The 26,139-nt window shown below is 40.7% G+C and carries 28 protein-coding genes, 1 tRNA gene and 1 other annotated feature (1 of these 30 cut by a window edge); of the genes, 1 reads left to right on the forward strand and 28 read right to left on the reverse strand.

Annotated elements, in window-relative coordinates; translation table 11 throughout:
- Positions 1-28 (reverse strand) — a sequence feature (ribosomal protein L10 leader region); it reaches 93 nt to the left of the window's first position.
- A 70-nt stretch (positions 29-98) separates the two neighbouring features.
- From rplA to ACIZ62_RS14370, 28 genes are all read right to left on the reverse strand, one after another.
- Positions 99-788 carry a 50S ribosomal protein L1 gene (gene rplA / locus ACIZ62_RS14235; RefSeq protein WP_111889291.1) on the reverse strand — a complete coding sequence of 230 codons (690 nt, stop codon included), beginning with the start codon at positions 786-788 and terminating at the stop codon, positions 99-101.
- A 61-nt stretch (positions 789-849) separates the two neighbouring features.
- The gene (rplK, locus tag ACIZ62_RS14240) at positions 850-1,275 is read right to left on the reverse strand and encodes a 50S ribosomal protein L11 (protein WP_111889290.1); all 426 of its coding nucleotides are present in this window, start codon (positions 1,273-1,275) and stop codon (positions 850-852) included.
- A gap of 68 nt (positions 1,276-1,343) precedes the next feature.
- The gene (gene nusG, locus ACIZ62_RS14245) at positions 1,344-1,880 is read right to left on the reverse strand and encodes a transcription termination/antitermination protein NusG (RefSeq protein ID WP_111889289.1); all 537 of its coding nucleotides are present in this window, start codon (positions 1,878-1,880) and stop codon (positions 1,344-1,346) included.
- Between the two features lie 13 nt (positions 1,881-1,893).
- On the reverse strand, positions 1,894-2,271 hold the full coding sequence (gene secE, locus ACIZ62_RS14250; RefSeq protein ID WP_111889288.1) for a preprotein translocase subunit SecE: 378 nt from the start codon (positions 2,269-2,271) through the stop codon (positions 1,894-1,896).
- Positions 2,272-2,289: 18 nt separating this feature from the next.
- On the reverse strand, positions 2,290-2,439 hold the full coding sequence (gene rpmG, locus ACIZ62_RS14255; RefSeq protein WP_014355470.1) for a 50S ribosomal protein L33: 150 nt from the start codon (positions 2,437-2,439) through the stop codon (positions 2,290-2,292).
- Between the two features lie 250 nt (positions 2,440-2,689).
- The gene (locus ACIZ62_RS14260) at positions 2,690-3,190 is read right to left on the reverse strand and encodes a GNAT family N-acetyltransferase (RefSeq protein ID WP_162624554.1); all 501 of its coding nucleotides are present in this window, start codon (positions 3,188-3,190) and stop codon (positions 2,690-2,692) included.
- 89 nt (positions 3,191-3,279) lie between these two features.
- Positions 3,280-3,465, reverse strand: coding sequence for a hypothetical protein (locus tag ACIZ62_RS14265; RefSeq protein WP_111889286.1), 186 nt, complete (start codon positions 3,463-3,465; stop codon positions 3,280-3,282).
- Between the two features lie 396 nt (positions 3,466-3,861).
- Entirely contained in the window at positions 3,862-4,344 is a 483-nt protein-coding gene (locus tag ACIZ62_RS14270) for a hypothetical protein (RefSeq protein ID WP_111889285.1), read from the reverse strand.
- A gap of 52 nt (positions 4,345-4,396) precedes the next feature.
- Positions 4,397-5,164, reverse strand: a complete 768-nt coding sequence (locus ACIZ62_RS14275) for an RNA polymerase sigma factor (RefSeq protein ID WP_162624553.1) — start codon at positions 5,162-5,164, stop codon at positions 4,397-4,399.
- 261 nt (positions 5,165-5,425) lie between these two features.
- Positions 5,426-5,869, reverse strand: a complete 444-nt coding sequence (locus tag ACIZ62_RS14280; RefSeq protein WP_111889283.1) for a GNAT family N-acetyltransferase — start codon at positions 5,867-5,869, stop codon at positions 5,426-5,428.
- 101 nt (positions 5,870-5,970) lie between these two features.
- Positions 5,971-6,047 (reverse strand) — tRNA-Arg (locus tag ACIZ62_RS14285).
- A 129-nt stretch (positions 6,048-6,176) separates the two neighbouring features.
- The gene (locus ACIZ62_RS14290; protein ID WP_111889282.1) at positions 6,177-6,989 is read right to left on the reverse strand and encodes a D-alanyl-D-alanine carboxypeptidase family protein; all 813 of its coding nucleotides are present in this window, start codon (positions 6,987-6,989) and stop codon (positions 6,177-6,179) included.
- 230 nt (positions 6,990-7,219) lie between these two features.
- On the reverse strand, positions 7,220-7,438 hold the full coding sequence (locus ACIZ62_RS14295) for a hypothetical protein (protein ID WP_111889281.1): 219 nt from the start codon (positions 7,436-7,438) through the stop codon (positions 7,220-7,222).
- Positions 7,439-7,861, reverse strand: coding sequence for a DUF3842 family protein (locus ACIZ62_RS14300; RefSeq protein WP_111889280.1), 423 nt, complete (start codon positions 7,859-7,861; stop codon positions 7,439-7,441).
- A 3-nt stretch (positions 7,862-7,864) separates the two neighbouring features.
- The gene (locus ACIZ62_RS14305; RefSeq protein ID WP_111889279.1) at positions 7,865-8,062 is read right to left on the reverse strand and encodes a CooT family nickel-binding protein; all 198 of its coding nucleotides are present in this window, start codon (positions 8,060-8,062) and stop codon (positions 7,865-7,867) included.
- Between the two features lie 117 nt (positions 8,063-8,179).
- Positions 8,180-10,315 (reverse strand): acetyl-CoA decarbonylase/synthase complex subunit alpha/beta, encoded by a 2,136-nt coding sequence (acsB, locus tag ACIZ62_RS14310; protein ID WP_414150451.1) that lies wholly within the window; start codon positions 10,313-10,315, stop codon positions 8,180-8,182.
- Positions 10,316-10,490: 175 nt separating this feature from the next.
- Positions 10,491-11,120 carry a hypothetical protein gene (locus ACIZ62_RS14315; protein ID WP_414150452.1) on the reverse strand — a complete coding sequence of 210 codons (630 nt, stop codon included), beginning with the start codon at positions 11,118-11,120 and terminating at the stop codon, positions 10,491-10,493.
- Between the two features lie 181 nt (positions 11,121-11,301).
- Positions 11,302-13,470, reverse strand: a complete 2,169-nt coding sequence (acsB, locus tag ACIZ62_RS14320; protein WP_414151864.1) for an acetyl-CoA decarbonylase/synthase complex subunit alpha/beta — start codon at positions 13,468-13,470, stop codon at positions 11,302-11,304.
- Positions 13,471-13,541: 71 nt separating this feature from the next.
- The gene (locus ACIZ62_RS14325; RefSeq protein WP_111889275.1) at positions 13,542-14,327 is read right to left on the reverse strand and encodes an AAA family ATPase; all 786 of its coding nucleotides are present in this window, start codon (positions 14,325-14,327) and stop codon (positions 13,542-13,544) included.
- A gap of 26 nt (positions 14,328-14,353) precedes the next feature.
- On the reverse strand, positions 14,354-16,252 hold the full coding sequence (cooS, locus tag ACIZ62_RS14330; RefSeq protein ID WP_414150453.1) for an anaerobic carbon-monoxide dehydrogenase catalytic subunit: 1,899 nt from the start codon (positions 16,250-16,252) through the stop codon (positions 14,354-14,356).
- A 282-nt stretch (positions 16,253-16,534) separates the two neighbouring features.
- Complete coding sequence (acsE, locus tag ACIZ62_RS14335) at positions 16,535-17,320, reverse strand: carbon monoxide dehydrogenase/acetyl-CoA synthase methytransferase subunit (RefSeq protein ID WP_322519791.1); 786 nt, start codon at positions 17,318-17,320, stop codon at positions 16,535-16,537.
- Between the two features lie 68 nt (positions 17,321-17,388).
- Positions 17,389-18,729: an acetyl-CoA decarbonylase/synthase complex subunit gamma gene (acsC, locus tag ACIZ62_RS14340; protein ID WP_111889272.1), complete on the reverse strand. Its 1,341-nt coding sequence runs from the start codon at positions 18,727-18,729 to the stop codon at positions 17,389-17,391.
- 19 nt (positions 18,730-18,748) lie between these two features.
- Entirely contained in the window at positions 18,749-19,684 is a 936-nt protein-coding gene (acsD, locus tag ACIZ62_RS14345; RefSeq protein WP_111889271.1) for an acetyl-CoA decarbonylase/synthase complex subunit delta, read from the reverse strand.
- Between the two features lie 186 nt (positions 19,685-19,870).
- Positions 19,871-20,527: a DUF3786 domain-containing protein gene (locus ACIZ62_RS14350; RefSeq protein WP_414150454.1), complete on the reverse strand. Its 657-nt coding sequence runs from the start codon at positions 20,525-20,527 to the stop codon at positions 19,871-19,873.
- Positions 20,527-21,174, reverse strand: coding sequence for a DUF3786 domain-containing protein (locus ACIZ62_RS14355; protein ID WP_414150455.1), 648 nt, complete (start codon positions 21,172-21,174; stop codon positions 20,527-20,529). Before ACIZ62_RS14355 ends, ACIZ62_RS14350 begins: the two co-directional genes overlap by 1 nt.
- A 17-nt stretch (positions 21,175-21,191) precedes the next feature.
- Positions 21,192-23,117 (reverse strand): corrinoid activation/regeneration protein AcsV, encoded by a 1,926-nt coding sequence (gene acsV, locus ACIZ62_RS14360; protein WP_414150456.1) that lies wholly within the window; start codon positions 23,115-23,117, stop codon positions 21,192-21,194.
- Between the two features lie 167 nt (positions 23,118-23,284).
- Entirely contained in the window at positions 23,285-24,070 is a 786-nt protein-coding gene (locus ACIZ62_RS14365) for an AAA family ATPase (protein ID WP_111889267.1), read from the reverse strand.
- Positions 24,071-24,563: 493 nt separating this feature from the next.
- Positions 24,564-25,367, reverse strand: coding sequence for an ATP-binding protein (locus ACIZ62_RS14370; protein ID WP_111889266.1), 804 nt, complete (start codon positions 25,365-25,367; stop codon positions 24,564-24,566).
- A 97-nt stretch (positions 25,368-25,464) separates the two neighbouring features.
- Between ACIZ62_RS14370 and ACIZ62_RS14375 the strand changes: the two genes are divergently transcribed.
- Entirely contained in the window at positions 25,465-26,121 is a 657-nt protein-coding gene (locus tag ACIZ62_RS14375; protein ID WP_111889265.1) for a Crp/Fnr family transcriptional regulator, read from the forward strand.
- Positions 26,122-26,139 lie beyond the last annotated feature (18 nt).

The raw sequence follows: 26,139 nt of genomic DNA on the forward strand, positions 1-26,139 counted from the left end.
CTGTCTATGGATGAATGTGTCTTTAACAACGACGTTATTGTATCATTTGTCATTTTCTATGTCAAGTCGTTTCAAAGTTTATTTCAAGTAATAAACTCCTAGATTTTGCCTGTGTTGATTTTAACTCCAGGACTCATGGTACTTGCCAGCGTAACACTTCTAAAGTATTGACCCTTAGAAGCAGCAGGTTTTGCTTTTTTAACCGTATCCAATAATACCGTCAAGTTTTCTCTTAAAGCTTCTTCCGTGAAAGATGCTTTACCAATAATGACATGAATGATATTGGTTTTGTCTAAACGATACTCAACCTTACCGGCTTTTGTATCCGCAACTGCTTTTGCAATGTCCATGGTTACTGTTCCTGATTTTGGGTTTGGCATTAAACCTTTAGGTCCTAATACACGGCCTAAACGACCAACCTTCCCCATCATATCTGGAGTTGCAATCATTATATCAAAATCAAACCAGTTTTCTTTTTGAATTTTATCGATCATATCGTCTTCACCAAAGAAATCCGCACCAGCTTCCTCAGCTTCTTTTAATTTATCGCCTTTGGCAATAACAAGAACCTTAACACTTTTACCGGTACCATGTGGCAGAACGATTGCGCCACGAACCTGTTGATCTGCATGACGTGAGTCAACACCCAATTTTACATGCAATTCAATAGTCTCATCAAACTTTGCTGTCGCAAGTTTCTTAACCTGTGCAATGGCTGCATCCAGTTCAAATAACTCTTGCTTGTCAAAGCTTTTTACCAAATCCTGATATTTTTTTCCTTTTTTCATCTTTGCCTCCTTGTGGTAATAGCGGTTTCCCTCCCACTTAAGGTGTTTCTACCTTCTAAAATTATTCTTCGATTGTGATGCCCATGCTACGGGCGGTTCCAGCGATCATTCTCATCGCTGATTCTACAGATGCTGCGTTTAAGTCAGGCATTTTTAATGTTGCGATTTCTCTTAATTGTTCATTTGTAACCTTAGCTACCTTGGTTTTGTTCGGTACGCCAGATCCAGACTCAATACCAGCAATTTTCTTTAACAGAACGGCAGCTGGTGGAGTTTTGGTAATAAATGAATAAGATCGATCCTGATAAACAGTGATTACAACAGGAATAATCATCCCTGCGTCATTTGCAGTTTTTGCGTTGAATTCTTTACAGAATCCCATAATATTAACCCCATGTTGACCTAATGCAGGTCCAACTGGTGGTGCTGGTGTTGCTTTACCGGCAGGAATTTGTAATTTAATCATACCAATTACTTTTTTTGCCATGATAACACCTCCTTCATTTTATTATAGTTTTTTTCTCCTAATGGAGTAGCATGAAGAATAGTTTTTCCTTAAGTGTTTATTTTTTCTATTTGTTCAAATCCCAGTTCAGCGAGGGTATCTCGACCAAACATGGAAACATTGACCTTAACCTTTGATTTCTCGGCATGTACTTCTTCAATCACTCCAGTGAAACCTTCAAGTGGTCCTTCAATGACCTTCACTTCGTCGCCGACATGCATACTAATTTCCACACGTTGCTGACGAATGCCCATACTCTTTAGTTCAGCCTTGGACAATGGGACAGGTTTTGAAGCAGGACCAACAAACCCGGTAACACCACGGGTATTTCTGACAACATACCAGGAATCATCTGTCATGAACATTTTAATCATGACATAACCTGGAAATAGCTTCTTCTCTTTAACGACCTTTTTGCCGTTTTTACTTTCCACTACTTCTTGTACGGGGACCTGAACCTCAAGGATCACATCCTCCATATTTCTGTTTTCGACGGTAGCTTCAATGCTTGCTTTAACCTTATTCTCATATCCCGAATAAGTATGTGCAACAAACCATTGAGCCTGTTCTGGTTGATTAGTATCCATGGTTCTCCCTTACCTAAATGTTCATAAATAACGCGGCAAGTGCACCTAATCCTGAATCAACAACCCAAACGAGAAAAGTGAATATCCCAACAATCCCAGCAACAACGCCGGATTTTTTAAGTAATTCATCTTTAGTCAACCAAGTTACTTTTCGTAGTTCATGATGAACGCCTTTAAAAAAGCCCACCATTTTTTGAAAAATGTTTGGTTCTTTACTTTTTTCGCTTGACTTTTTTGGAGTTTTTTTCTCATTTTTTGCCGTTGATTGAGGCGTTTTCTTTTCCTCTTTTACCAGGTTTACTGCCTTATCATCGGTTTTTTGTGCCTGTTGTTGGGTGTTTTCTTTTCCTTGTTTACTACTGGCATTTTTAGTTTTCTTATTAGTTGCCATGATATTCCTCTTTATCCATTATTTCGTTTCTTTATGTGGTGTATGCTTCTTGCAAAACTTGCAATATTTGTCCACTTCTAAACGATCAGGGTTATTCTTCTTGTTTTTCATGGTATCGTAATTTCTTTGCTTGCATTCTGTACATGCTAAAGTAACTTTTACTCTCATTCCAGCACCTCCTACATCCTTATATCAACACCCGCAGGAACACGCAGGCACACGTTCCCTATTTTCATAGTCACTAACATAGAATACCACGAGAACCTGATAATTGTCAATAAAAACATTCAGAATAGTCAATGATTTTCTTAGTTACTGGCAAAAAGAATATGATTGCTTTGGTCCAAATAAAAAAAAGCCCAGCCTTTTGGACAACATTAAAATTATATCAGCAACGCCGCAATTAATCAAGCAGCTTTTATTGTTTTTCTATTTTTAATCCCCAATAATCACAACCAATGATGTTCCCATCAATATCGACCGCATCCGGCATATGCCCCCATAACTTGAAGCCATGTTTTTCAACGAGTTTACGGCTACTGACATTCGTGTCGAAAATAACCGCAATCAAATTTCTGAAACCTATTTCATCGGCAGACTCAATCGCCCGTTGCATCAGCTTCGAGCCGACGCCCTGGCGGTGAAAACGGCTATCAATATAATAACTGATCTCGGAAGTAAACCGAAAGCCCTCCCGTCCAGCCCGAAATTCGGTCAAGGTAATCCAACCAACCACATCACCCGCGAGCTCTGCCACAAACATTGGGTGCCGTGGTGCCGAATGGTGAACAAACCAATCTTTTCGGATTGCCATGGTTGCCGGCGCAAGTTGGGCCGTAAATTTCCGGGCGGCAATCGCCTCATTTAAAATTTCCAATACCCGAGGATAATCCTTTTCTGCTACTAATCGTATGTTCAACTTAGTCAACGCACCCCTGTTTGTAAAATATTTGTTATACCCGTTTCCGAACCTCATGTTTAGTCAAAAGTAAATCGATCGTGCAACCGCTACTTGCGTCCAATTTTTCCGTACCAGGCAATGATCACCGTGGCAATAAAAATTAACGCTACCACCCCTGCTGTTGTTATAATCGGCGAAAGAATGACACTGATCCAGGCAAGAATGACGGGAGAAACTAATGCAAATAATAACAGTAATCCAAAAACGATGAGATACTTTTTATAATTTTCCATACGATCTCCTTGATTAAACACGGCGGTTCCCACGATACAACTCTATGAAGTATAAACCTTGTTGTGATACTTTGCAATAGTTTTTATCGCACAAATAAAATTTTTACAAAACCACAAATTTTTAAGTTTTTCAGCAAAAAAACGGCTATGCCATCGTATTTTATTGTGTCGTTAGATCAGAATAGATGCAGCTTAGCTGAAGTAGATACCTCCACAAATCCCTGCGTCCATACATTGTATAAAAAATAAAAAGATCTTTCGTCAGACATTATTTTAAGTATAACATAAAAAATCAGACCAAAACAGATACAATATTGCATCTATTTCAGCCTGAAAAGTTTGTGCAATTAGTATAAAATAGATGCAATATCAAATGATAAGAGGATATAGAATCGTTTATTCATATGAATTATCAAACGAAACCGCTTCATCGAAGTCGTCACTGATGCTAGGTTCTTCAATATCGAACATTTCATCGTTAATGCCAAGGAGGTTAATCTGCAACGGGTAGCTATCCATAATTACACCGTCATAATAGATCGTTACGGAATAGCCTTTGTTGAGTGGTTTGCTGTAATCGGCGATATTGATACGAACGGCATCTCCAGAGCTACGGATATCTTCACCTTTATCGGGTGTCACGATGGCTTCGTCCCCATCAATGCTGTCAATTTTGCCTTTGAACTGCACAACATCAAGCACTTCAGCATCATCAGTGATTTCACCTTCCAGTGCTGGTGCTGTTATAGGCATTTTCAACTCAACTTGGCTGTCTAGAATCGAATCTTTCGAGTTGGTGGCAACACAGGCGTAGGCGGTTAAACTGAGAGACATAACGCATCCAAGAGTCAGCAACATGATTGTTTTATTTTTTTTCACTGTTATTCTCCTTTTCGTTTTAATTTTAAGCATTTTGTTTTGCTTATGTCTTTTAGATGCGTCTGGCTTTGCGTTTTGTTGGCAATTTGTCTGAATTTCTAAAAAATATGATTAAAGCTGTTACCGACAACAAAAAGCATATACCGAGCCCAATAACCCACGCATCAATTATTGGTGATGCTGGAATATTGACGGGCGGCTCCATATCCATTTCTGGGATTTCAATGTATTCTGTATCAAATGCTCTAATTAGCTTATAAACAAAGCCTGTGCCTAGCATGATGACAAACGCAGCCATCGTAGAAATCGCAACACGCAGTTTTTTGATGGACATGTTGTATGTCCATTGAATAGTACCTATCGGCTTCTGCAGCATGTGGGATATTTCTTTATGACTCATACCACCCAACACCTTCAGCGTGACAATCTGCCGTTGTTTTTCGTTCAGCGATGAAATCAAAGTGTAGTAGTTTTCCATATCGATAAATTCCTCGATGCCCTTGTCAATCATTGGCAGTTTTTCAGCAACGGTGCTGATGTCGATAGTCTGCTTTTCCTTGCGGAGCAACATAAGCGCTTCATTTTTGACAACGGTATAGAGCCATGTCAACGCATGCGCTTGGGGGAATTTATGTGGTTCGAGAACAAATAGCTTAATTAGCGTATTTTGGACAGCATCCTTGCTCACCTCGTCGTTGCCGGTAATCGAATATGCGATGCCGTACATAATACGAAAATACTGTTCGTATAAAAGTTCGAACCCAGACAGTTCTTTGTTTTTTATCAAATCAAATATAGTTTCAATTTTGACAATATTCATTATTACCTCCTTTATCCTTATGCTGTTTAAATGCAGCATCATCGTTGTTTTGTTGGCTTTTTAAAAAAATATTTTTTTACTACTTTTTGTGATTCTGTAGAGCATGTGCTTATCGACTTAGGTACTTCTATGTAAAAAAATTATTGTATTATCATTGTTGTGGAGAACAAAAAGGACGGCTGAAAACCGTCCTTAATTTTTCACTGTGACATTAGTACAAAATAGATGTAGGGAAAATCTTATTAACCCACAAAAAATAACTTATGATAATTTCATGTACAAAATAGGATACGGCATGCCTTGCTCGTCTACTTCAGTTCTCTTATAAACTTCAAATCCCATATGTTCATAAAATCCTTTTGCTTGTGGGTTTTGCTCATTAACTCCCAGCTCATTAATAAAATATTCCTTAATGCCATATTCAACTAATTCTCTGCCCAAACCATGCCCGCGTTCTTTGGGATGAATAAACAACATTTCAAGTTTTTGTTCATCTATTCCCATAAATGCAACCGAAACACCACGCTGGTTTTCTGCAACAATCAAATTTGGAATCCCTGCTAAAGCCTGCGGAACATATTTTTCAATATTGTCAATCTCCAAATCGGACAAAAATAAATGCGTTTCTTTCACCGAAGCTTTTCGCACTTTTACAAGTTGCTCTATCAGCATAGCATTTCGGTCTTTTACATTAATAATTTTCATTTTAATTCTCATTCGTTTTTATAAACAATCTCATTTGCATCATAACATAAAAAATCAGGTTAAAAAAGACGCAGACTGCGTCTTTTTTAACCTGATAATCGTGGTGCACCCGAGAGGATTCGAACCTCCGGCACGCAGTTTAGGAAACTACTGCTCTATCCACCTGAGCTACGGGCGCAGAAACACTGATTATTATATCAGATAGTCAAGTTTTTTTAAATAGTTTTTTTCTGGCAGCCATGGCTATCAAAAAAGGACACCACCTTTGGTATTCTTTTTCACATCTCTTTGATCTCGGATCGGTCACTTAATTTGTACCATAATACTCTTCCATGGTTTTTCCGCTCTTATAAATATCGGTAGCCACATCGATCCCTAAATAGCGCAGATGCCAGGGTTCATAGGCATAACCGGTAATATCGGTTTTACCCTGGGGATAGCGGACAATAAAACCAAATTTATGGGCATTCTCTTTGATGAATTGTCCTTCTGGCGTTGATCCAAAACTCTCCAGCAGATCAAACTCCACCGACGCACTTGTGACATCCATAGCTAAACCCAACTGGTGTTCGCTCATTCCCGGCCGGGCACTGACCAATTCGGCACCATCAACCCCATAGGTTTCCACATTCCAGGCATAGAGTTCAGTTTGGGTTTCATAGGAGCGATACCCGGAACAACAAAACAGTTCATAACCTTCAGCCTCAGCTGCTTCAAAAAGGTTCGTCAGGCCCGCGATCGCAACGCTTCGCAGTTGGGTATCCCGGGTCGATGGCAGATCAACCGTAACCAGATCAGCGGGTCGATAGTTTGACGAAATACTGTGGTTCTTGTTAACCAGTTTTGTTATACTGTCGGTGCTATTTATATCTGCAGACGATGCATTTTTTATTTCTTCTTTTGTTTCTGATGGCTGTTCAGTCACTGCTGCCTGGGAATTTACCGCTGTTTCACTTTCGTTTGCCACCGCTGTCGTCTGGGACTTCGTGTTGTTATCAGTCTTTGCCTGGTTATCATTGCGGTTCCAAAAACCGATGGTCAAAACAGTAATCATTAAAATCAGAATTGTCGCCAATCCACCACAAGCTAGCATAAAACGTTTCTTATCTTTTATTCGCATTTATTTACCTTCTTTTGCTTTTCGTTACTTTAATTATACCTCATCTATAAAAAACCACATAACTTTTTATTAAAAAAAGCCCCGAGAAAACGTATCATTTTCCCGGGGCTCCACTTTTGACTACGATTCCTTACAGCTGTCGCATCACTTTACTAATACGAAAAAAAACAGAACAAAAAGTCCTGCTTTCAAGCATGGGTTGTCATTAATTTTAAGCTATTATCGTGTCTTTAGAAACGCATTTTGGCTTCCATAATTTTCTTTTGTGCTTCACGCATCTTGTCAATTGCCAGAAATATTTCCCGGGACACCGCGTCTTTTGATGTACCCTGTAATTTCTCAGCCCACTCCCGATAGCCATCAATATGATCACCGGTGTGATTAATCCAATGGGCCAGCAACACCTTGAAAATATCCGCTTCCTTATCCATCTTTAATTTAGCATCCATCTACACTTCTCCTAAATTAAGTTCTTTTTTTATCAACGAAACGGCTTCTCGAATCTGGAGCAAGAGTGGTTTTTCTTCCAGTGAAACAATATGGTGATTTTCCGGCAGAATCGGAATATAGATTTTTAATCCATCGCTGTTTCCAATCGCTTCAACCATTCGTGGCGTGACTTCTCCCATCATCGAGTTTGGAATGGTCATCGCAATTGAGCCAATTATAAAATCCGCTTTTTTTACCGTGACCGCAATGGCATTTTCTCCGGTTGCACCTTTATTAGCGCCTTTTTTTAACATGGCCGCTGTGGCCAGTGCATTGGTTCCCAATCCATATATTTCAATATACGGCGGTATTTCATCTTTTAAAATACCGACAATTCGAGATCCAATGCCTCCTCCCATACCATCTAGCACAACAATGTTCATTGGCTAAACCGCTATTCCTTCAATAATAATTTTGTGGTTTAGAAGTTTTACTTCTTTGAGTTTGCCTTGAACAATTTTTGTACCACCCAATAAGTCAGACAGCGTTAAACTGCCATCGTCGTTTGGAACGATATCAACAACATAGTCCATTATCTTTGTTTCTCCTTCAGGAGTAATCATATAAGCTGAAGATTCACACATGTTCTTGGTCTCCTTTCTTTTTAATTTAGGCTATTTTAACACAGCCTACCCCTTAACACAAGCTTAAGGGGTGACTGTCATTCATTATAACCGTTTAGTCTTAATTACAACCATTTGTTACATAATGGGGTCCATGGTCAGAGCCGGGTGTCCCTTTGATTCCAGGAACTCCAATACCGCTTCGGAGTCGGTCGCAATGGTTTCATCGCAAACCATGTCAACGAAATTTTCTATCCCTGTTAATTCAAGTACGGCCTTATTTAGACGTTCTGCGACATCATCTTTTAATTCTTTTGGCATCCAGACAATTCGCGTTAGTCCGCCTTCAGCCGACATAAATTTCTTAGACCCGATAAAATGTCGGCCATGTCCCATAAATCCGGGTGTTTGAACGCCGCCACCAGTCATCGACGCCAATTCCCCAAAGGTCATCCCCACCGGTGAGATTTCGCCAAACTCACGGTTAACAATAACAACACCATTGGCTTCTGGCATGATCCCACAGATACATTCAAAACAACCGCAAGAAGTCATTGGATCTTCCAGGATTGAGTATAAGGTTACCCGCTCAACGGCCCCCTGCGATGCTGCTGCAACGGTTTTATTAACAGCCTCCCAGATACCAATTTTTTCATCCACAGCGACGCCTTTTTCAATCGGTTGGGATGGTCCGGCCGGATCCAACTCCTTGGTCGCTTTACTATCCAACCACGAAACAGCACCACATAAGCCTAATCGTTCTGGCGTTACCACACAAACATGGCTCGGTGCAAACGACTGACAGAGGGTACAGGTATAGAAGGTATCAACGCTTTCATCGGTTAAGGCGTTTAAACGATCGTCCCGTTGGCTATAAATTGGTTTGACCACTTCTTCTTCAAGTCGGGCCACATCTTCCTGAGTCGTATAAAGCGTTACCTGACATTTATCGACAACGTTATCGAAATCTGCCCGCATTTTTGCATACAATACTTCACCGATGTGTTTTAAGCGGAATCCTTTTTCATAAGCTTCTTTTGTTATACGAATCCAGGCAATGTTACGTTGTCCGACATGCATGGCGCCATCGATGTAGTTGGTAAAATAATGAATCCGTCGTTCTAATACCGATTCAAAATCTTTTTGCATGCCCTTACCGGCAACTTCAACCAGAATACCTAAGGGTAACCGCACGACATCAGCACCTGCAAATTGGGCATCGTCAATTTCTGGACCAATTACTGTAATTTTATGATCTTCTATTTCACTTAATTCCGCTTCTCTTACCAATTCCCAGCATTTCGTTTTGTTGCCGCCAAATTCAGCAAACATGGTATCCTTACGGACACGTTCACCTTCAAACGCCGAGGCAACCGAAACGGGAACATCAATTTTTGTAACCTTGATCTTAATATCACGAGCTTCTAAAGAAAACTCAACTGTTTTAGCATGGTCTGCCTGGGTCATTAATGCACCCGGTACTTCCGGCACGGGGACGTCGGCAATCACCGGGAAACCCAGGGCAATCGCTCCAGCTCCCACTGAAACAACAACTTCATTTAATTCGCCAAAGGTATTGACAAAGGCCGGCACCCGTTCTTTGGTGTAGGTTAAGAATTCAGCCAGTTTACCAGGCTCGATGCCACCAAAAATAAGCGCCGCCCGAATTGCCACCGAGACAACATGAATGACAGAGGTTACTTCATGGCCCAAAGGAATGACACGATAATCCAGCCCCATCTTAACTCCGGCTTCCAGCGCCTGCTCGATGATATTACCAACCATAAAGGTCAGTAAACCTTTTTCCTGATAATCTTTTACAATCACTGCTAATTCAGCAGGGTCTGAGGATTCGCCTAAAAGAACGGCAATCCCGGGAATATCGCCGGTTACCAGGGGCACGCCCAACGAACGAATAATGGGATCCGCCACAAAACCAATGCCCGAATCGTTAGCGTATGGATCACCATCAAGATAACGAATCGCCTCAATAATTTCAGCTCCAACCGCTGTCGCCAGTCCGGCGTTTAACGCTTCGCCCAAATCTTCTTTATTGGTGATCAAACTTTTAAGAATCCCTACTGCTGCCGGTAAATCACCCAATGTCTTTATCTTAACCCCTGTTGCGGCATAAATAATCGGTAAAAAATAGGCTGTATCGGGATATCCTAACGCGTGGCTCTCACCATATTTTTTTATGGCATCATCTACTGCACCTTCTGTTAAACCTGCCACCGCATTAGAACCAGCGTAAATCAAATCTGTCAAACTCATAACAACTACACACTTCCTTTTCTAAAGAAATTCAATACCTTCAGGCATTGGTTAACACATTCACGGGCGATTAAAATAAAGCAACCGCACATCAATTGTTTTTCTGCTTTATACGATTAGTTGCAAAATTTGCGTCTCAAGACGATGATCGCACTAGAAACGCAAACTGTAATGATTAGATTAATTCTTTTTTTGCTTGTACGAGATGTTTATCTGCTTCGCTCATCAATGCAATTGCTTCGATAAGGGATTCAGCGACATCGTTTTTACCGAGTCGGTTCATTTTTTCAACCCAGGTATTATACTCCATCGCGTGATCCTGATTATGGGTAACCCAATGATCCAGCAATAAGCCTAATATCTCGACGTCTTTGTTTTCAACATCACCACCTTGGCAGCAACCGGCGCCATTTTTGGCATGATTTCCACAATGTCCATCACCATGCACGTGAGGATGGGGATGTTCGTGTCCATGGGGATGTTCATGACCATGGGCATGCTCCTGTGTTTCATGGGGATGGGCATGGTCATGCTGATGAGGATGGGGATGGGCGTGTTTATGGGTATGTTCATGCTCATGTTCTGTCGTATGCACATGTTCACTGCCATGATCATGGTCATCACTATGAGGATGACTGTGAGTATGGGCGTGTTCATGATCATGTTCGTGGATATGTTCATGACCCTCATCACCAGCATGGGGATGAGCATGTTGATGATCATGACTGGTCGTTCCGCTATGAGGATGACCTTCTTCGTGGTCATGGTGTTCACCATGATGATGCAGTTCTTTATTATTACACATATTTTTTTCCTCCTGTTATACTTTAATTTGTGATAATTATAACACTTAATACTTAATAAAACTAGAATTTATCGGGAATTAATCTAAACTAGAATTGTTTTTATCGACTTAAAAAAAAGGCAGAACACATCTGTGCTCTGCCTTCAGGCATGTTACAAAATTCGACTTAAGTCAAATTTAATTACATAATTGGATCCATCGCCAAGGCTGGATGTCCTTTTGATTCTAAGAATTCTAATACTGCTTCAGAATCACTGGCAATTGTTTCATCACAAACCATGTCTGCAAAGTTTTCAATACCGGTCATTTCAAATACAGCCTTGTTTAAACGTTCAGCTACATCGTCTTTTAATTCTTTAGGCATCCAAACGATACGTGGTAAACCACCTTCAGCTGACATGAATTTTTTAGAACCGATTAAGAATCGACCATGACCCATGAAGCCTGGCGTTTGAACCCCACCACCTGTCATCGAAGCCAACTCACCGAAGGTCATTCCAACGGGTGAAGTATCGCCGAATTCACGGTTTACAATAACAACACCATTCGCTTCAGGCATAATACCACAGATACATTCGAAGCAACCACAGGAAGTCATTGGATCTTCAAGGATTGAATAAAGTGTAACTTGTTCAACCGCACCCTGCGAATCTCGTGCGACTACTTCGTTACAAGATTCCCAGATACCAAGACGTTCGTCAATGGCCTCTCCTTTAACGATTGGTTGGTTTGGTCCCATCGGATCCAATTCTTTTGTTGCTTTGGCATCCAACCAGGAAACGGCACCACAAAGACCTAAACGTTCTGGTGTTACGATACAAACGTGGCTTGGAGCAAAGGATTGACATAATAAACAGGTATAGAATTCATCGACACTTTCATCAGTCAGTGCGCCCATTCGTTCATCACGTTCAGAGTAAATTGGTTTTACCATTTCTTCGCCAAGACGTTTGACATCTTCAGCGTTGGTGTAAATAGTTACTTCACATTTATCAACAACTTTATCAAAGTCAGAACGCATTTTTGCGTATAAAACTTCACCGATATGTTTTAAGCGGAAGCCTTTTTCAAACGCTTCTTTTGTTAAACGGATCCAGGCAATATTTCTTTGTCCAACATGCATTGCCCCTTCAATATAGTTTGTGAAGTAATGGATACGTCTTTCAAGAACGGTTTCAAAGTCTTTTTGCATTTGTTTTCCAGCTACTTTAACAACAACGCCCATTGGCAAACGAACAACGTCTTTGCCTGCAAACATCGCGTCATCAATATCTGGTCCAACAATCGTGATTTTGTGATCTTCCATTTCAGCTAATTCGCCGGTTGTAACCAGTTCCCAACATTCCGTTTTATTTCCGCCGAATTCAGCAAACATAGTATCTTTACGAACACGTTCACCTTCAAATGCTGAAGAAACAGCAACTGGACAGTCGATTTCGGTAACTTTGATTTTAATGTTACGGGCTTCTAAAGAAGTGGCAACAACTTTGCTGTTATCTGGTTGGTGTAATAATAAGGTTGGTACTTCATTGATGAATGTTTCTGTTACTGCTGGGAAGCCAAGTTCGATAGCAGCAGCACCGGCAGCGATAATTTTATTATCCCATGGTCCAAATACATTAACAAATGCTTTAACACGGTTTTTTGTATAAGTTCGATGCGCCAGGAAGTCGCCTGGAGGTGTTGCACCAAAGATTAAGCTGGCACGAATCGCAACGGATACAACGTGGATAACGGACTCAATTTCGTATCCCAAAGGAATAACACGAAGATCAATACCCATTTTGATTTTTTGTTCAATCGCCTGATCAATAACTTTACCAACCATGAAGGTTAATAAACCTTTGCCCTGGTAGTCTTTTACGATTGCCGCAAGTGTTTCAGCATCTTTAGCTTCACCGATAATAACAGCAACACCAGGAATGTCATCTGTTACCAATGGCACACCAAAGTTACGTACTTCAGCATCGGTGATATGTCCTAAGTAACGAACATCAGTAGTATTTAAATCTTCAACATGACGACCTTCGTATGGAAGTTCTTCGTAAACATATTTAACTGCTTCGATAATTTCTGCACACATTGCCGCAGCTGTACCAGCATCTAGTGCGTCTTGCAGGTAATTGGTGCGGTGAATTTTTTCTTTAGCCAGTGCCAACGCATCTTCTAATTCACCTACATTGGTGATTTTTTTGCCGGTGATGGCATAGATACAAGGCAAGGCATAAGCAGTACCTGGGAATTTAACTGGTGTTTCTTTTCCCTTTTCAGCAACGACTTTGGCTACCATTTCTTCAGCACGTTTCAGGTACTGAGCTTGGCCGTCGTAAATTATATCAAAAAGATTCATATTCATATGGACTTTTTCCTCCTTAGGTTAGTTCAATTAACATTAGATTTTTGTTCACTTTTAAAAATTTGTTATTTCTTTTTTTCATCGACAATCGCCAGAATGCTTTTACCTAAAACGGCAATATCTTCTTTCATGGCAGGATCATCGTAAGGGGATTGATTGTTACGGTCAGATTCTGATATGGCATCCCGGTAGTTTAAAAAACCAATGATGTTTTCATCTCCAACTTTTTCTTTTATAAAGGCGATATCTCCGTCATTGCGGATTTTATTTCCAATAACATAAACCTGCTTTACACCGATATCCATTGCCATGGATTTTACCTTATGAAATGTCTGAATGCTACGGACTCCCGGCTCAACGACGACGATAAACGCATCGACTGCTCCAGCTGTTCCCCGACCCAAATGCTCAATACCTGCTTCCATATCCATGATCACGACATCTTTTTGGTATAAGACCAGATGGCTCATGAGCATTTTTAATAAGACATGCTCCGGGCATACACAGCCAGATCCTCCGGTGTCGACGGTACCCATGGTTAACAGCTTGACGCCATTAAACTCTTTGGCATAACGTTCAGGAATGTCAGCAACTTCTGGATTCATTCTAAACATTGATCCAAAAGAACCGGTATCGGCAGCTGTTCGTTCTTCCACTAAATCTTTCATTTCTGATATGGGAACTATTTCTGCAATCATTTCTTCGCTCATGCCCAAGGCAAGGCCAAGATTGGCATCGGGATCAGCATCAACTGTTAATACATTGTATCCTTCGTCGGCAAAATATCGGCTTAAACTTGCTGAGATGGTTGTTTTTCCAACCCCGCCTTTTCCTGTTAATGCTATTTTCATTTTTTCACCTGTCTATCTTTTATTAATTAGATACCTAAAGCAGTTCGTTTCGCTTCCATGTCTTCCATGATTTTGTCAACCATAACGATTGGATCTTTTTCAAATACGAAATGTGCTCCGATAAATTCCTGGCAATCTTCGGTCAATAATTTTGTGAAGTTTGGTGAACCTAATACCTGTGGAATAACACCAAGGTAAGTATTGATACCAGAACCTACTACGTAGTTTGCAATTGAAACAGCTTTTTCCGACATCCATTCTGGAGCGATACCAACAACTGGTAATAAAGCAGGGTCAATCCCTCGAACGTCGGCACATAAGTTTACAATGTGCAGGATACGACTGATATCGACACAAGATCCCATGTGAAGCACTGGTGGAATGTTTACACGTTCACAGACTTCTAAAAGACCACGGCCACATCTTTCTTTTGCTTCTAATGTTAATAAACCAGCTTTAGCAGCAGCTTGAGCAGCACAACCTGTAACAACACAGATTACGTCACGTTTAATTAGTTCTTCCATTACGGTAATATGAGCATAGTCATGCTGTTGTTTTGGATTGTTACAACCAACAACACCAGCAGCACCACGAATAACACCGGCATAAATAACATCAGTTAAAGGTTTAACAGTACCCAGTTTGTCTTCTAATTGTGAGTTAACAACTGCATCCAAATGGTTAATAATTTCTTCAACAGAGTAACCAACCATGGTATCTTGCTTTATGTCTGGAATTTCTACTTTAGCAGCATCACGGTTCGGGAAGTTTTCAACGGCTAATTTAACGATTTCGTTAGCATTGTCCAAGCCAGTTTCTTCAGAGAATTTCAAGAATAAATCTCCTGAGATTTTAGCCTTTTCAGAAGTACTGATAAATCGGGTATGATATGTTTTTGCCAGTTCAGGCAGAGCCGGGAAGATACATTGAACATCAACGACAACAGCTTCAATAGCACCTGTGATGATACACATTTCTTGTTGGTAGAAGTTACCGGCAATTTTGATACCATGTCTCATGGTCATTTCATTACCTGTACAGCACATCCCAACAATATTAATGCCTTTAGCACCCTTAGCTTTTGCCAGTTCAACCATTTCTGGGTTTTGAGCTGCCAGTACAACCATTTCAGCCAGGTTAGGATCATGACCATGGATCAGAATATTAACCATTTCGGCATCAATAACACCTAAGTTTGAAGAAGATGCCCGCGCGGTTGGTGTACCGTACATAATATCAGAGAATTCAGTACCGATCATTGATCCGCCCCATCCATCAGACATACCAGTTCTCATACCACGTCTGAAAAGACTTTCATAATCAGCAGCACAACCCATATGAGTAGAATGCATTAAAGTGGTTACTTCCATATCAATAGCGCGTGGTGCGATATCTTCGCGTGCCCAGACATCCTGTCGAGCTTGTGGTGCTCTTTTTAAGAAACGTTGGGTTCCAAAAGGTTTACCAAATTCTTCCAAAGCCATCGCTGATAATTCATGTGCTAAGGCATAGGTTTCTTTAGTGTCTGCATCAGCAATTTCCCATTCTGCTGCGATTCGTCTTAATTTAGCTTCGTCACGGATTTTGAATGGGCCTTCCGCTGATGAATGATGCATCGCATGGACGATATCACGGGCATGATCTGAATGGGCAGAAGTTCCGCCGGCAACCATTCTAGCAAAGTTTCTTGCAACAATTGTGTCAGCGTTAGCTCCACAAATACCTCTTTCAGCGCCTTTTCCAGGAACTGGACTTACACGACATGGACCCATTGCACAAATTCGGCAACAAACCCCCGCTTCTCCAAAACCACATTGGGTTTTTTGTGCAGCACGGCGATCCCACATTGTTTCTGCGCCATCTCTTTGAGCTTTCGCAAGGGAAGCTTCAGCGACCTTATCGTAGTTTAAAATTTCATTGCTCATATTTTTTCTACCTCTCTAAATTTTATAATTTATATCAAAGCACCTGTTTCGTATAATAGTTATTTTTACGCATTTGCAAAAAGTTTTGTAATATCTTAAAAAAACATCAAAATTCCCTTTACAAACATTGTTAAATGTTATACAATGTAGGTGAGTGATACATTATACATAGTTGTTTGCTCCTGACCTTCATCGTACCTTGTGCAGCAAGTGATGAATTGTGGTCGGGGGCTTTTTTTTATGAGTATTTTCAAATACCTATTTTAATTTATAAAGGTATTTCTAGAACTCAAGTACTGAATCTGCATAAAGGATATTATTTTTGATAATATCGCAAGCTACGATTGTTTCTCTTAATCGTTTGTCGCAAGGATTAACGATTGCAGAGCTGAATCCACATTGCATCGCCATTGCTAAAACAGCACAGTCTAATAATGGACGGATATGTTTTGGTGCACCGTTAGATACGTTGCTAAGTCCACCCGTTGTTAACAAGCCCATGTCAGTAATCATCTGGATTGCTTCTAAAACATCAACTAATTGATCTTGCATGCCTTTGATTACAATGAATAATGGATCAAACAATAAATCTGTTGGTTCCATTCCTCGTTCCATACCACGTTCTAATAATTCTGAACAGTAAGCAATACGTTCGTCATTATTTCCTGGCACACCTTCTTTAGAGCAAAGAGCGATAACCATCGCGTCATTAGCTGCTGCTAAATCGACATATTCAATACGGTCGCCTGCATCTGCAGAGTTTACAATTGGTTTTCCTTTTGATCGGTTATAAACCTGGATTCCCGCTTCGATCGCTTTCATGTTCGCTGTATCAAGCGCTAATGGCACATTATCGAAGTTTTCCTGGAGCAATTTAACACCCCATTGCATTAATTCTTCGCCGCCTCTTTCAGCCGGTCCGATGTTTAAATCCAAGTAGTCTGCGCCCGCTTCTAATTGTTCTTTTGCTCTTAAAAGAATTGGCTCAGGATTTCTATCTGCGAAAGCCTGACGAATTGCAGGAGAGATACAGTGAATTCTTTCACCAATAACCATAAATTTTGACATATTGTTCCCCTTTCAAATTGAAAAAATATTTAGGTGCGCTCGGGATGAGTCCCGAGCACAGATTGATATTATGCTTGCATGTCTCTTAAGAACTTCGGTAATTGCATTGCTTCGTTTGGTCCAACGATTACTTCCCATTCAGGTAGTAATTCAGCTAGATCGCCCTGAAGAACGGCAACTTTACCAGGTAAGATTAACTTACGCGATGTCGTTACATCGGCAACGTTGTTTTCTTTAATGAAGTTAGCAATAACGCTTGATCCAAATTTACCAGCAGCCCAAGCGGTCAGAACAGAGTAACCACCTGCATCTGGAATTGCCAGGTAGGCAGGAACCTTAGACCGTTCAATTTCACCAGCAACAACAAAATAAGATAATGCAAAGTCAACAGTAACTAAAACAGGATCATTACCGGTTGGTTTGTTAAATTCATAAACCTTCGGTTCAACACGCATTGGTTTTTGAGGATCGGTAAAGATGTTTTGTCTTAAACCAAACAGTGGCAATGCAGCATTAAAGTCCATTTCTTCCATAACAATAATGGAACCATATCGCAGAACAAAAGCCGATGCCAAAGCAATTTGTAGGTTGATATCGCCAGTTGCCAGTTTGTTGGCAAACACGACTGAAGGATAGCCAAATGTTCGGTCATTGCCTTTGATTGCTGCGGTACGAATATCAACTGCATTTGCGTAAGCTTCTTTAATGGAAGTTTCGCCTACGTTTAATACCAATTTTTTATAGCCCATTTTTTCAATTGCTTCAACTAAGTCGTGTAGTGCTTCGATACTGTCTGCAGAAACACCAAGAACAGCATCTGCAGCCTTAGCTACGTCTACCATCGCTGCTGCGTTATCTTTGGTTGCGCCCATGATGATAGCGCCAGCGCCAGCACCTGCAACCGCTGCTTTTGCTACTTCAGCATCAACAGTAACGATCATTGGAATTTTTCCGCAATCTGCAACTTTTTTAACTAAAGCCGCAAATTTAGCTGCATCAGAAACAAAACGTACGGCGACAACTTCAACCGACATCATTTCGCCGATACGGTCATAGTTTACCTTTTGTAATGTAGCACAAATCGCATCCACATCAGCGTCACTCATTGCATCTGATAATTCAACTGCAAATAAGTTTTTGTTAACCAATGTTTTTTCATGTCTGAATAAGACTGTTTCGCCACCAAGCGCTTTTTCAGTTTCACCAGCGCCAACTTTGATAGTTTTCATTGGTGGAGCTGTTGCTTCTGATAATAATTCTTTGGACTCTTCTGAAATGTATGGACATTTTTCGATGGGTACAGCACCAGTAGCTGCTTTCATAGAGAAAGCCATACATGTTGGGAAACCACACTCTTTACAGTTTGTCTTAGGAGTGAGTTTAAAAATATCTAAACCTTTTACTGCCATTTGTATTCGCCTTCCTTTCCTAACCTATGATTCCAGCAACTAAGCTTTTGATCGCCTTAACTGATTCTGGATGTCTTACAATGATTGCGTTTGATCCGCCAACAACACAAGCTGCCGCTGTTGATACTTCCATACCAACCCCGCGTGCTTCCTGATCGCCCCATTCTGGTGCATCTTCAAGGGTGGAAACCGCTTCTTTAACGCCCCACGCTTCACCAGAAATATTAGTCATAATTGGCATTTGTAGACTTTCATCATTTTGACCTAGGCCAGCTAAACGAATACGATCCATGGTTGATGCAACATACTCAAAGCCATAGCCTACAGCTGCTGAACCAACATCCATCAGAATATCTTTTCCTTTAACACCTAATTGTGTTAATAAGATATTTAATTGTTTTGCAAGGTTGATATCAACTGAGGATTCTGCGGCTACTTTTTGTCCGTAAGCCATTCCGCCGGCAGCACCGATTGTCTTGTAATTGTCTTCTACGGCAGAGAATAAAACCACATTTTTTCCTTCAAGAGCTTGAGCAACTTTTTCCAGTAACTTAGCATCTTTGTCTGCGTTTTTACATCCTTCTACAACTAAAGGTACGCTAATTGCCGCTTCTACAGCTACCGCTGTCGCGACACAGTTTTCGACTGAATTGTCAGCACCGTTTGGATCAGCACTTTCAAGTTTAATTAACAAGAAGTCCGCACCTGATTTTTCTACTGCTGCTTTTGCCAAAGCCGCTGGGTTTTTAAGATCGTCACCGTAAATTGTTCCAAAGCAATCTGACCATTCATCGGTTGTGTCAGAGATTGCGATTCCAACTGCGGTTTTGAAGCCTTCAGTACCTAAAAATGGTAATGAGTTTTCTCCGCCAATGCTGATAGCTGCATCTCCTACACCTATCTCACATGCGTTGATCTTGCCACTAAATTTTTGTTCTGCTTTTTTGTATGGCATTTTTTTGTTTCCTCCTAACCTGTTACCTTTTTTCAAAATATTTATTTCAAAGCTTCACACTTTAAAACCAAATTAAAACCATTACATATTTTACAGCTTTTTACCTGTATATATAAGTATACACAGATTGTACACTATTAGTTAAAAGTTTGTCAATTATTTTTCGGCATTTTTCTAAAATTTATCCTAATTTTTTTTAGAGTCTAAAGAGAGCGTAAAGGTTTTCAGCGAAATCATCAAAACATCGCCTAAAATTGCCAAATCCTTAATATTAAAGACGTCTGTTAATTTTTTGTCAAACAATATTTGAGCCTCTGCTTCAAACTCATCATCGCCAAACCATAAAATCCAGATGAGATCAACCCCCGGTGTCACCGTAAACTGCCAGGAAAGATCACCCTTACCATAGATCTTAGCTTTTTGCAGGCTCATATAGTGTTTAAGCTGTTCCGGCCTCTCATTGCCAATTTGCGCAAAAACTTGAATACAGCGTTTATGAAAATTCGAATAATAAATGGGCCCATCCGGAAATTCTTTAAAGCTGATCCATTCGTTGGTTGCTTCTTTTCCGTTGGCATTCATTAAGTAGCGAAGAATAAAAATTTTGACCGAGTAATTATCAAATTCTTCCTCTCGGGCATTCAAAACCAGACCGCTGGGATGAAGTACAAAATAGGATTCACCCAGGACCATTATTTCAAACCGCCCATTTTTCGGATCGAAGGGACAAAGAGACTTTTGACTCATCGCAACAGGATCAAAATTTTTAAATAAATCCCGGTTGATGATATAACTACTTTCCGAAAAATGGGGATCAATATTTAGTATCTTTGATTGTTTCATTATTTCTTGCTGAGTTCTTTTAATGCCGGAATAAAAATATCACCCATTACGGCCATATCCTCAGCACTGAAGGCACTGGGGAAATTAGCATCAAATAATATTTGCGCTTCCGGTGGGAATTCATCATCCCCAATCCAGAGAATAGCAGTCATAAACATGTTATTAATGACTTCAAAACGCCATGAAAGATCACCAATACTTTGCGGCTCTGCTTTTAGAACAGCCATGGCCTTTTTTAAACCGTCGAGATTGTAATTAAAGGTAAAGGCAAAACGTTTTAAACAACGCCCTTCAAAACAGGGATAGTAGACATTCCCACCGGAAACATCCCGATAGGCGATGTTTTCGCCGGTGGCCTTAACCCCTTTAGCATTAATCAAATACCGTAAAATCATGGTTTTGAGTTTATAATTATCAAAATCCCGGCTGTCCATATCAGTCACATCACCCTGAGGATAGGTCACCTTATATGGCGTTCCCATCAGGGTGACTGTGAAAAAATTATCTTTTTCATTATAAGGACAGGCACTGTTAGCCGCAATCATCTGGGGATTAAGGTCCTTTAACAAGCCCTTGTAGTGTTCGTAGGGTATTTTATCTTTTCTTTTTTCTTCAATTGCGGTTTCATCCCGTAACGTATTTTCCATTTAAAAATCTCCTATTTTCAGTTTTCCAGGGAAGGAAATAAATTCATATTGGTATGGGGGATAAAACAGGCTGATATGAACTCATCCATATAAGTTGGGTGGACACTTAATTCCATATACGTCATATTCTGAGAAATCTCCCGAATCTTGTCTTTTCCTTCACTGAGGGTCAATGCCAGGTAACATCCCTGCATCGAGCTGTTACCGATGTAGTAATATTTCTCCACCGGGATATCTGGCAACATCCCCAGGGCGATCGCATTGGTAATATCCAGATTGGTACCGATACCCCCGGCGACATAGATATTTTCCAGAACATCAATGGACATATCCAGACTTTCCATTAAAATATAGATCGCGGAGAAGACCGCTCCTTTTGCCTTGATAAAACTGTCAATGTCAATTTCCGTAATATATACATCTTTAGAACCATTATCCAATTCTTTGGAGTAGAGATAATACTGACCAATGCCGTATTCATCAAACTTGATTCGAGGATGATTCAGATCCCGTTCCATTCGGCCTTTTCCATTGATTATACCCGTTCGTTTCATCTCGCAAATTAAGTCGATGATCCCTGAACCACAAATTCCCACCGGGCTAACCTGACCAATGGTATTATAAAAAGGCCTTAAGTCTCCGTCATTGATAGTAACTTGCTCAATCGCTCCAGGCACAGCCCGGGTACCGCAGCTAATTTCACCGCCTTCAAAAGCAGGTCCGGCTGAACAGGCGCAGGTCATCAGAAAATCTTTATTTCCAAAGACAATTTCGCCGTTTGTTCCCAGATCCACCAGCATGGTGAAATCTTCCCGCATCCAAACGGGTACCGCAAAAACACCGGCGGTAATATCGCCGCCTACGTAACTGGCAACCGAAGGTGCTAAATATATTTTTCCTTCCGGATTAACAGTAATCCCTAATTCTACACATTTCATTTCGGGGATGTCATTAATGACCGGGATAAATGGTTCCCGTCTTAAATAGTCCGGATTAAGCCCCAACAGCAAGTGGTTCATGGTCGTATTTCCGGCCGCACAGACCTCATAAATATCTTCTTTGCTGATGCCAATGGTATTGACCAGTTTTTCAATAAGGTTATTGATGCTCTCATCAACTATGGCACGGCGCAGTTTTTCCAAGCCACCAGGTTTTTCTGAATAAACAATTCGATTGATAACATCCGCCCCATATTTAACCTGGGCATTCCCCATTGAAGCCTTTGTTAAAATTTCATTGGTATTCATATCGACCAGACAGGCCGACACCGAAGTTGTCCCAATATCCAGAGCAATCCCGTACAGAACCGATTTTTCACTGTTCGCCGGTTTGACATCCAGAATTTCAGCCACTTCCCGGCGTTTTAAATAAACGACTTCGATCAAAAAATCATTCTTTCTAAAAGCATCTGGCAGTTTCTTGATGACATTTAAACTGATGGCAATATCTTCATAGCCTAATTGCTGCTTAAAATAAAGCTTTAGACGATCTTCATCAGCACTGTTATCTTCAATGCTGGGACACGGCAACTTGATGATCTCAGACCAGAGTCGGCTGGCATTGGTCATTCCTTCTTTGATCATTTTCTTACGTACGTATTTAATATTTTTATTCTCATTGACCGATAGATCGGTGATCTGCATTTCGTTTACAAAAGAAGACGCTAAATCCGGTACTTCCACCTCGATATCTTCTATGATGGTTGAATTACATGAAAGTACGATCCCCTGGGCCATTTCTGCTTCAGAAATATGCCTGGATTTTTCTGTTCTAACCTGACCCGACTCTATTTTAACCTTGCATTTACCGCAGGTCACGTTTCCGCTACACGGTGAATCAATCATAACACCAGCTCTTCTGGCGGCTTCTAGTAAATTTTCTCCGTCGCTCGCGATTAAATCAACCGATCTTTTTCCTTTAATATTAAATCGCACCTTATTCATATAACAACCTCCCCTTTTCCGCAGTTTCCGTCTAAAAGGGCTGCCAAACAGCCCCATGTTTCTCGACAAACGTCTGCACCGATCAATTGATAATCTCTTTAGATATAACAATTGTCGGTGCTACTTAATCTGTTTGTCAATAAGTCTTAAGAGCCTTAATCAGGCATTTATTTTTTGCCGTTTTTGATCAGTTCAAGTTTGTTGACAATATCGCGTAGCGCAACCTTGGCTGGCGAATCAGATGGTAAATCAACCAACGGTTTGCCATAAGCATCAAATTCAAACACATTCTGATCTAATGGCACAACACCAATAAGATCAAGACCCTGGTTTTTAATTTCTTCGGCTGTTCCTTCGTTTAAAACGCCATCTGGGGCGCGGTTGACGATCAGCTTAATCACTGGTACTTTCAGTTTAAGTTCAGAAACCAACTCTTTGATTCGGCCAACTGCCTGAATCCCGCGACGGGAACAGTCGCTGACAAGAATAAGCATGTCAATTCGACCGAGCGTTCCCCGGCTTAGATGTTCCATCCCCGCTTCATTATCAACGATAATATATTGATAGTTACCTGCCAGCATATCAAGCTGAGTTTTTAAGATTCCGTTAACATAACAATAACAACCAGCACCCTGGCTGCGACCCATAACCAGAAGATCATAACCATTTCCTTCGGCAACGGCCTGATTTAACCGAAGTCTCAAAAAGTCTGTTTTTGTCACACCTGGAGGCAATGGTACCCCATCCATTTCGGCATGATTTACTTCTTCTTTAATCTCACCAATGGAAAGTTCCACTTCTTCCCCCAGTACTTCGTTAAGGTTTGCATTGGCATCGGCATCCACTGCTAAAATTGGACCCAGACCTTCTGCAACTAAATATTCAATAAGCATACCGGTAAGACTTGTTTTACCAACGCCACCCTTACCCGCAACTGCAATATTAAAAGCCATAATGTTTCCTCCATTATCGTTTCTCCGGTCAATTTTCTCTTTTCAGTGTAAGTTATACCCACTGATTTATCAACAGGAAAAATTCGTATTTTGTCAACTTGTATATATATGTATCGACAGGGTTATCATAACATAATCATTCTGATTTTACAACAGAACTTTATCGCTTAATGAGCAAATTAAAGCCTTTATAAATTATTTTTTTCTGTTTTCTGCAAAGGTTTACGAAACCATGATAAATACTGTATTTTTTTGCACTTTATCCACGCTCTAAATACTTGTAATGCATTTTATTTTCGATCGCTGAAGCTACTTAAATTTTGCATTTGCAAACTAAAAAGAGCCATATCCACAAAAATTTTGGATATGGCTGTATTTTGGGGGCGAATAATTACAGGACACTTTTTTAGCCAAGCTTACTGCCAGGAATTAATACCTAAGCGCTTATCTTAATTTTTCTTCGCCTAAGACAACGCATCGCTATCATGCTTCTTTAATCATTCTCCAATACTTTTCCATCAGTAGTGACGGTCAATACCTGCCATGGAATCATTTTTCCTGAATCCTTAAGTGCTGTGGTAACTGCTGCAGTAATCCCTCCACAACAGGGAACTTCCATTCGGACGACAGTAACGCTTTTAATCTCATTACGTTTTAATATTTCAGTCAGCTTATCCGCATAGTCAACGGCATCTAGTTTTGGACAACCGATTAAGGTAATTTTATTTTTGATAAAGCGATTATGAAAATCAGCATAGGCATAGGCGGTACAATCTGCCGCTATCAACAAGTGGGCACCATTGAAATAAGGGGCATTAACCGGTGCCAGCTTAATTTGAACCGGCCATTGTCTAAGTTGTGATTCGAGCGCTTCAGTTGGTGCTGGTTTCTCCGTAGCCACGGTTTCCCGAACAATGGCCTTAGAAGATGAGCCGGGGCATCCGCATGGCAGTGGTTCCGGTCCGTCATCGGTCGCTATCGTTTCTCGGACAATGGTTTTTGCTTGGGTTCCCGGACATCCGCCTGCTTTTTTCGCGCCACTATTTTGTGTCGTTTCCTTTTTTTTCATATTTTCTAAGACCGCGGCTTCGTCATAAGCTGCCGCTTCCCGTTCCACAAAGGTTATCGCTCCGGTGGGACAACTTGGCAGACAATCTCCCAATCCGTCGCAGTAGTCGTCACGTAGTAATTTGGCCACGCCGTCAACCATTCCAATTGCGCCTTCATGGCAGGCTTCTGCACATAATCCACAGCCGTTACACTTATTCTCATCTATTGTAATTATTTTTCGGATCATCTTATTTTCCTCCTTGTAATCTGGTATTGATTTCTTGAACCAATCATAATATAATTTACCCAAAACTACCGTTGCATATGCAACACAAAGGATAATTATGAATAAAAATTTAGATGTTTTAAGAAAAGTTAAATTATTCGATGGCATCGACGAAAACCTGGAAGCCATGCTAAAGTGCCTGGGTGGTGAAGAAAAAAATTATGACCGGGGGGAGATTATTTTACTGACTGGCCAGCCGGTAACCACTGTGGGGGTTATTTTATCGGGAGAAGTCCAAGTTATTCAAGAGGATTATTACGGTAATCGATCCATTCTCACGGAACTAAGTCCCAGCCATATTTTTGGCGAAGCTTTTGCCAGTGCCGGTATTAAAGAAAGCCCCGTCACGGTGCTGGCAAAAACCAACACAGCCGTCATGTTTCTGGGGATCGAACGGATTATTAATACCTGTCCTAACTCCTGTGTGTTTCACAATCACCTGATTGAGAATCTACTGAAGATACTCGCCCGAAAGAACATCCTCCTCAGCAGTAAAAACCAGTTGTTATCGCGGCGGACTATTCAAGACAAGGTACTCTCCTATCTGTCGTTACAGGCCGAAAAAAAAGGGAACCTCGCTTTTGAGATTCCCTTTACGCGCAATGAATTAGCTGATTTTTTATGTGTCGACCGCAGTGCCCTATCCCGGGTTCTTTCCAAACTTCAAAAAGACGGAATCATTGAGTACGACCACAATCATTTCAAGCTGCTTTAATGGCCCAAGTAAAAGCTG

Origin of the sequence: Acetobacterium carbinolicum (genome assembly GCF_047456275.1) — a bacterium.
Classification (GTDB): Bacteria; Bacillota; Clostridia; order Eubacteriales; family Eubacteriaceae; genus Acetobacterium; species Acetobacterium carbinolicum.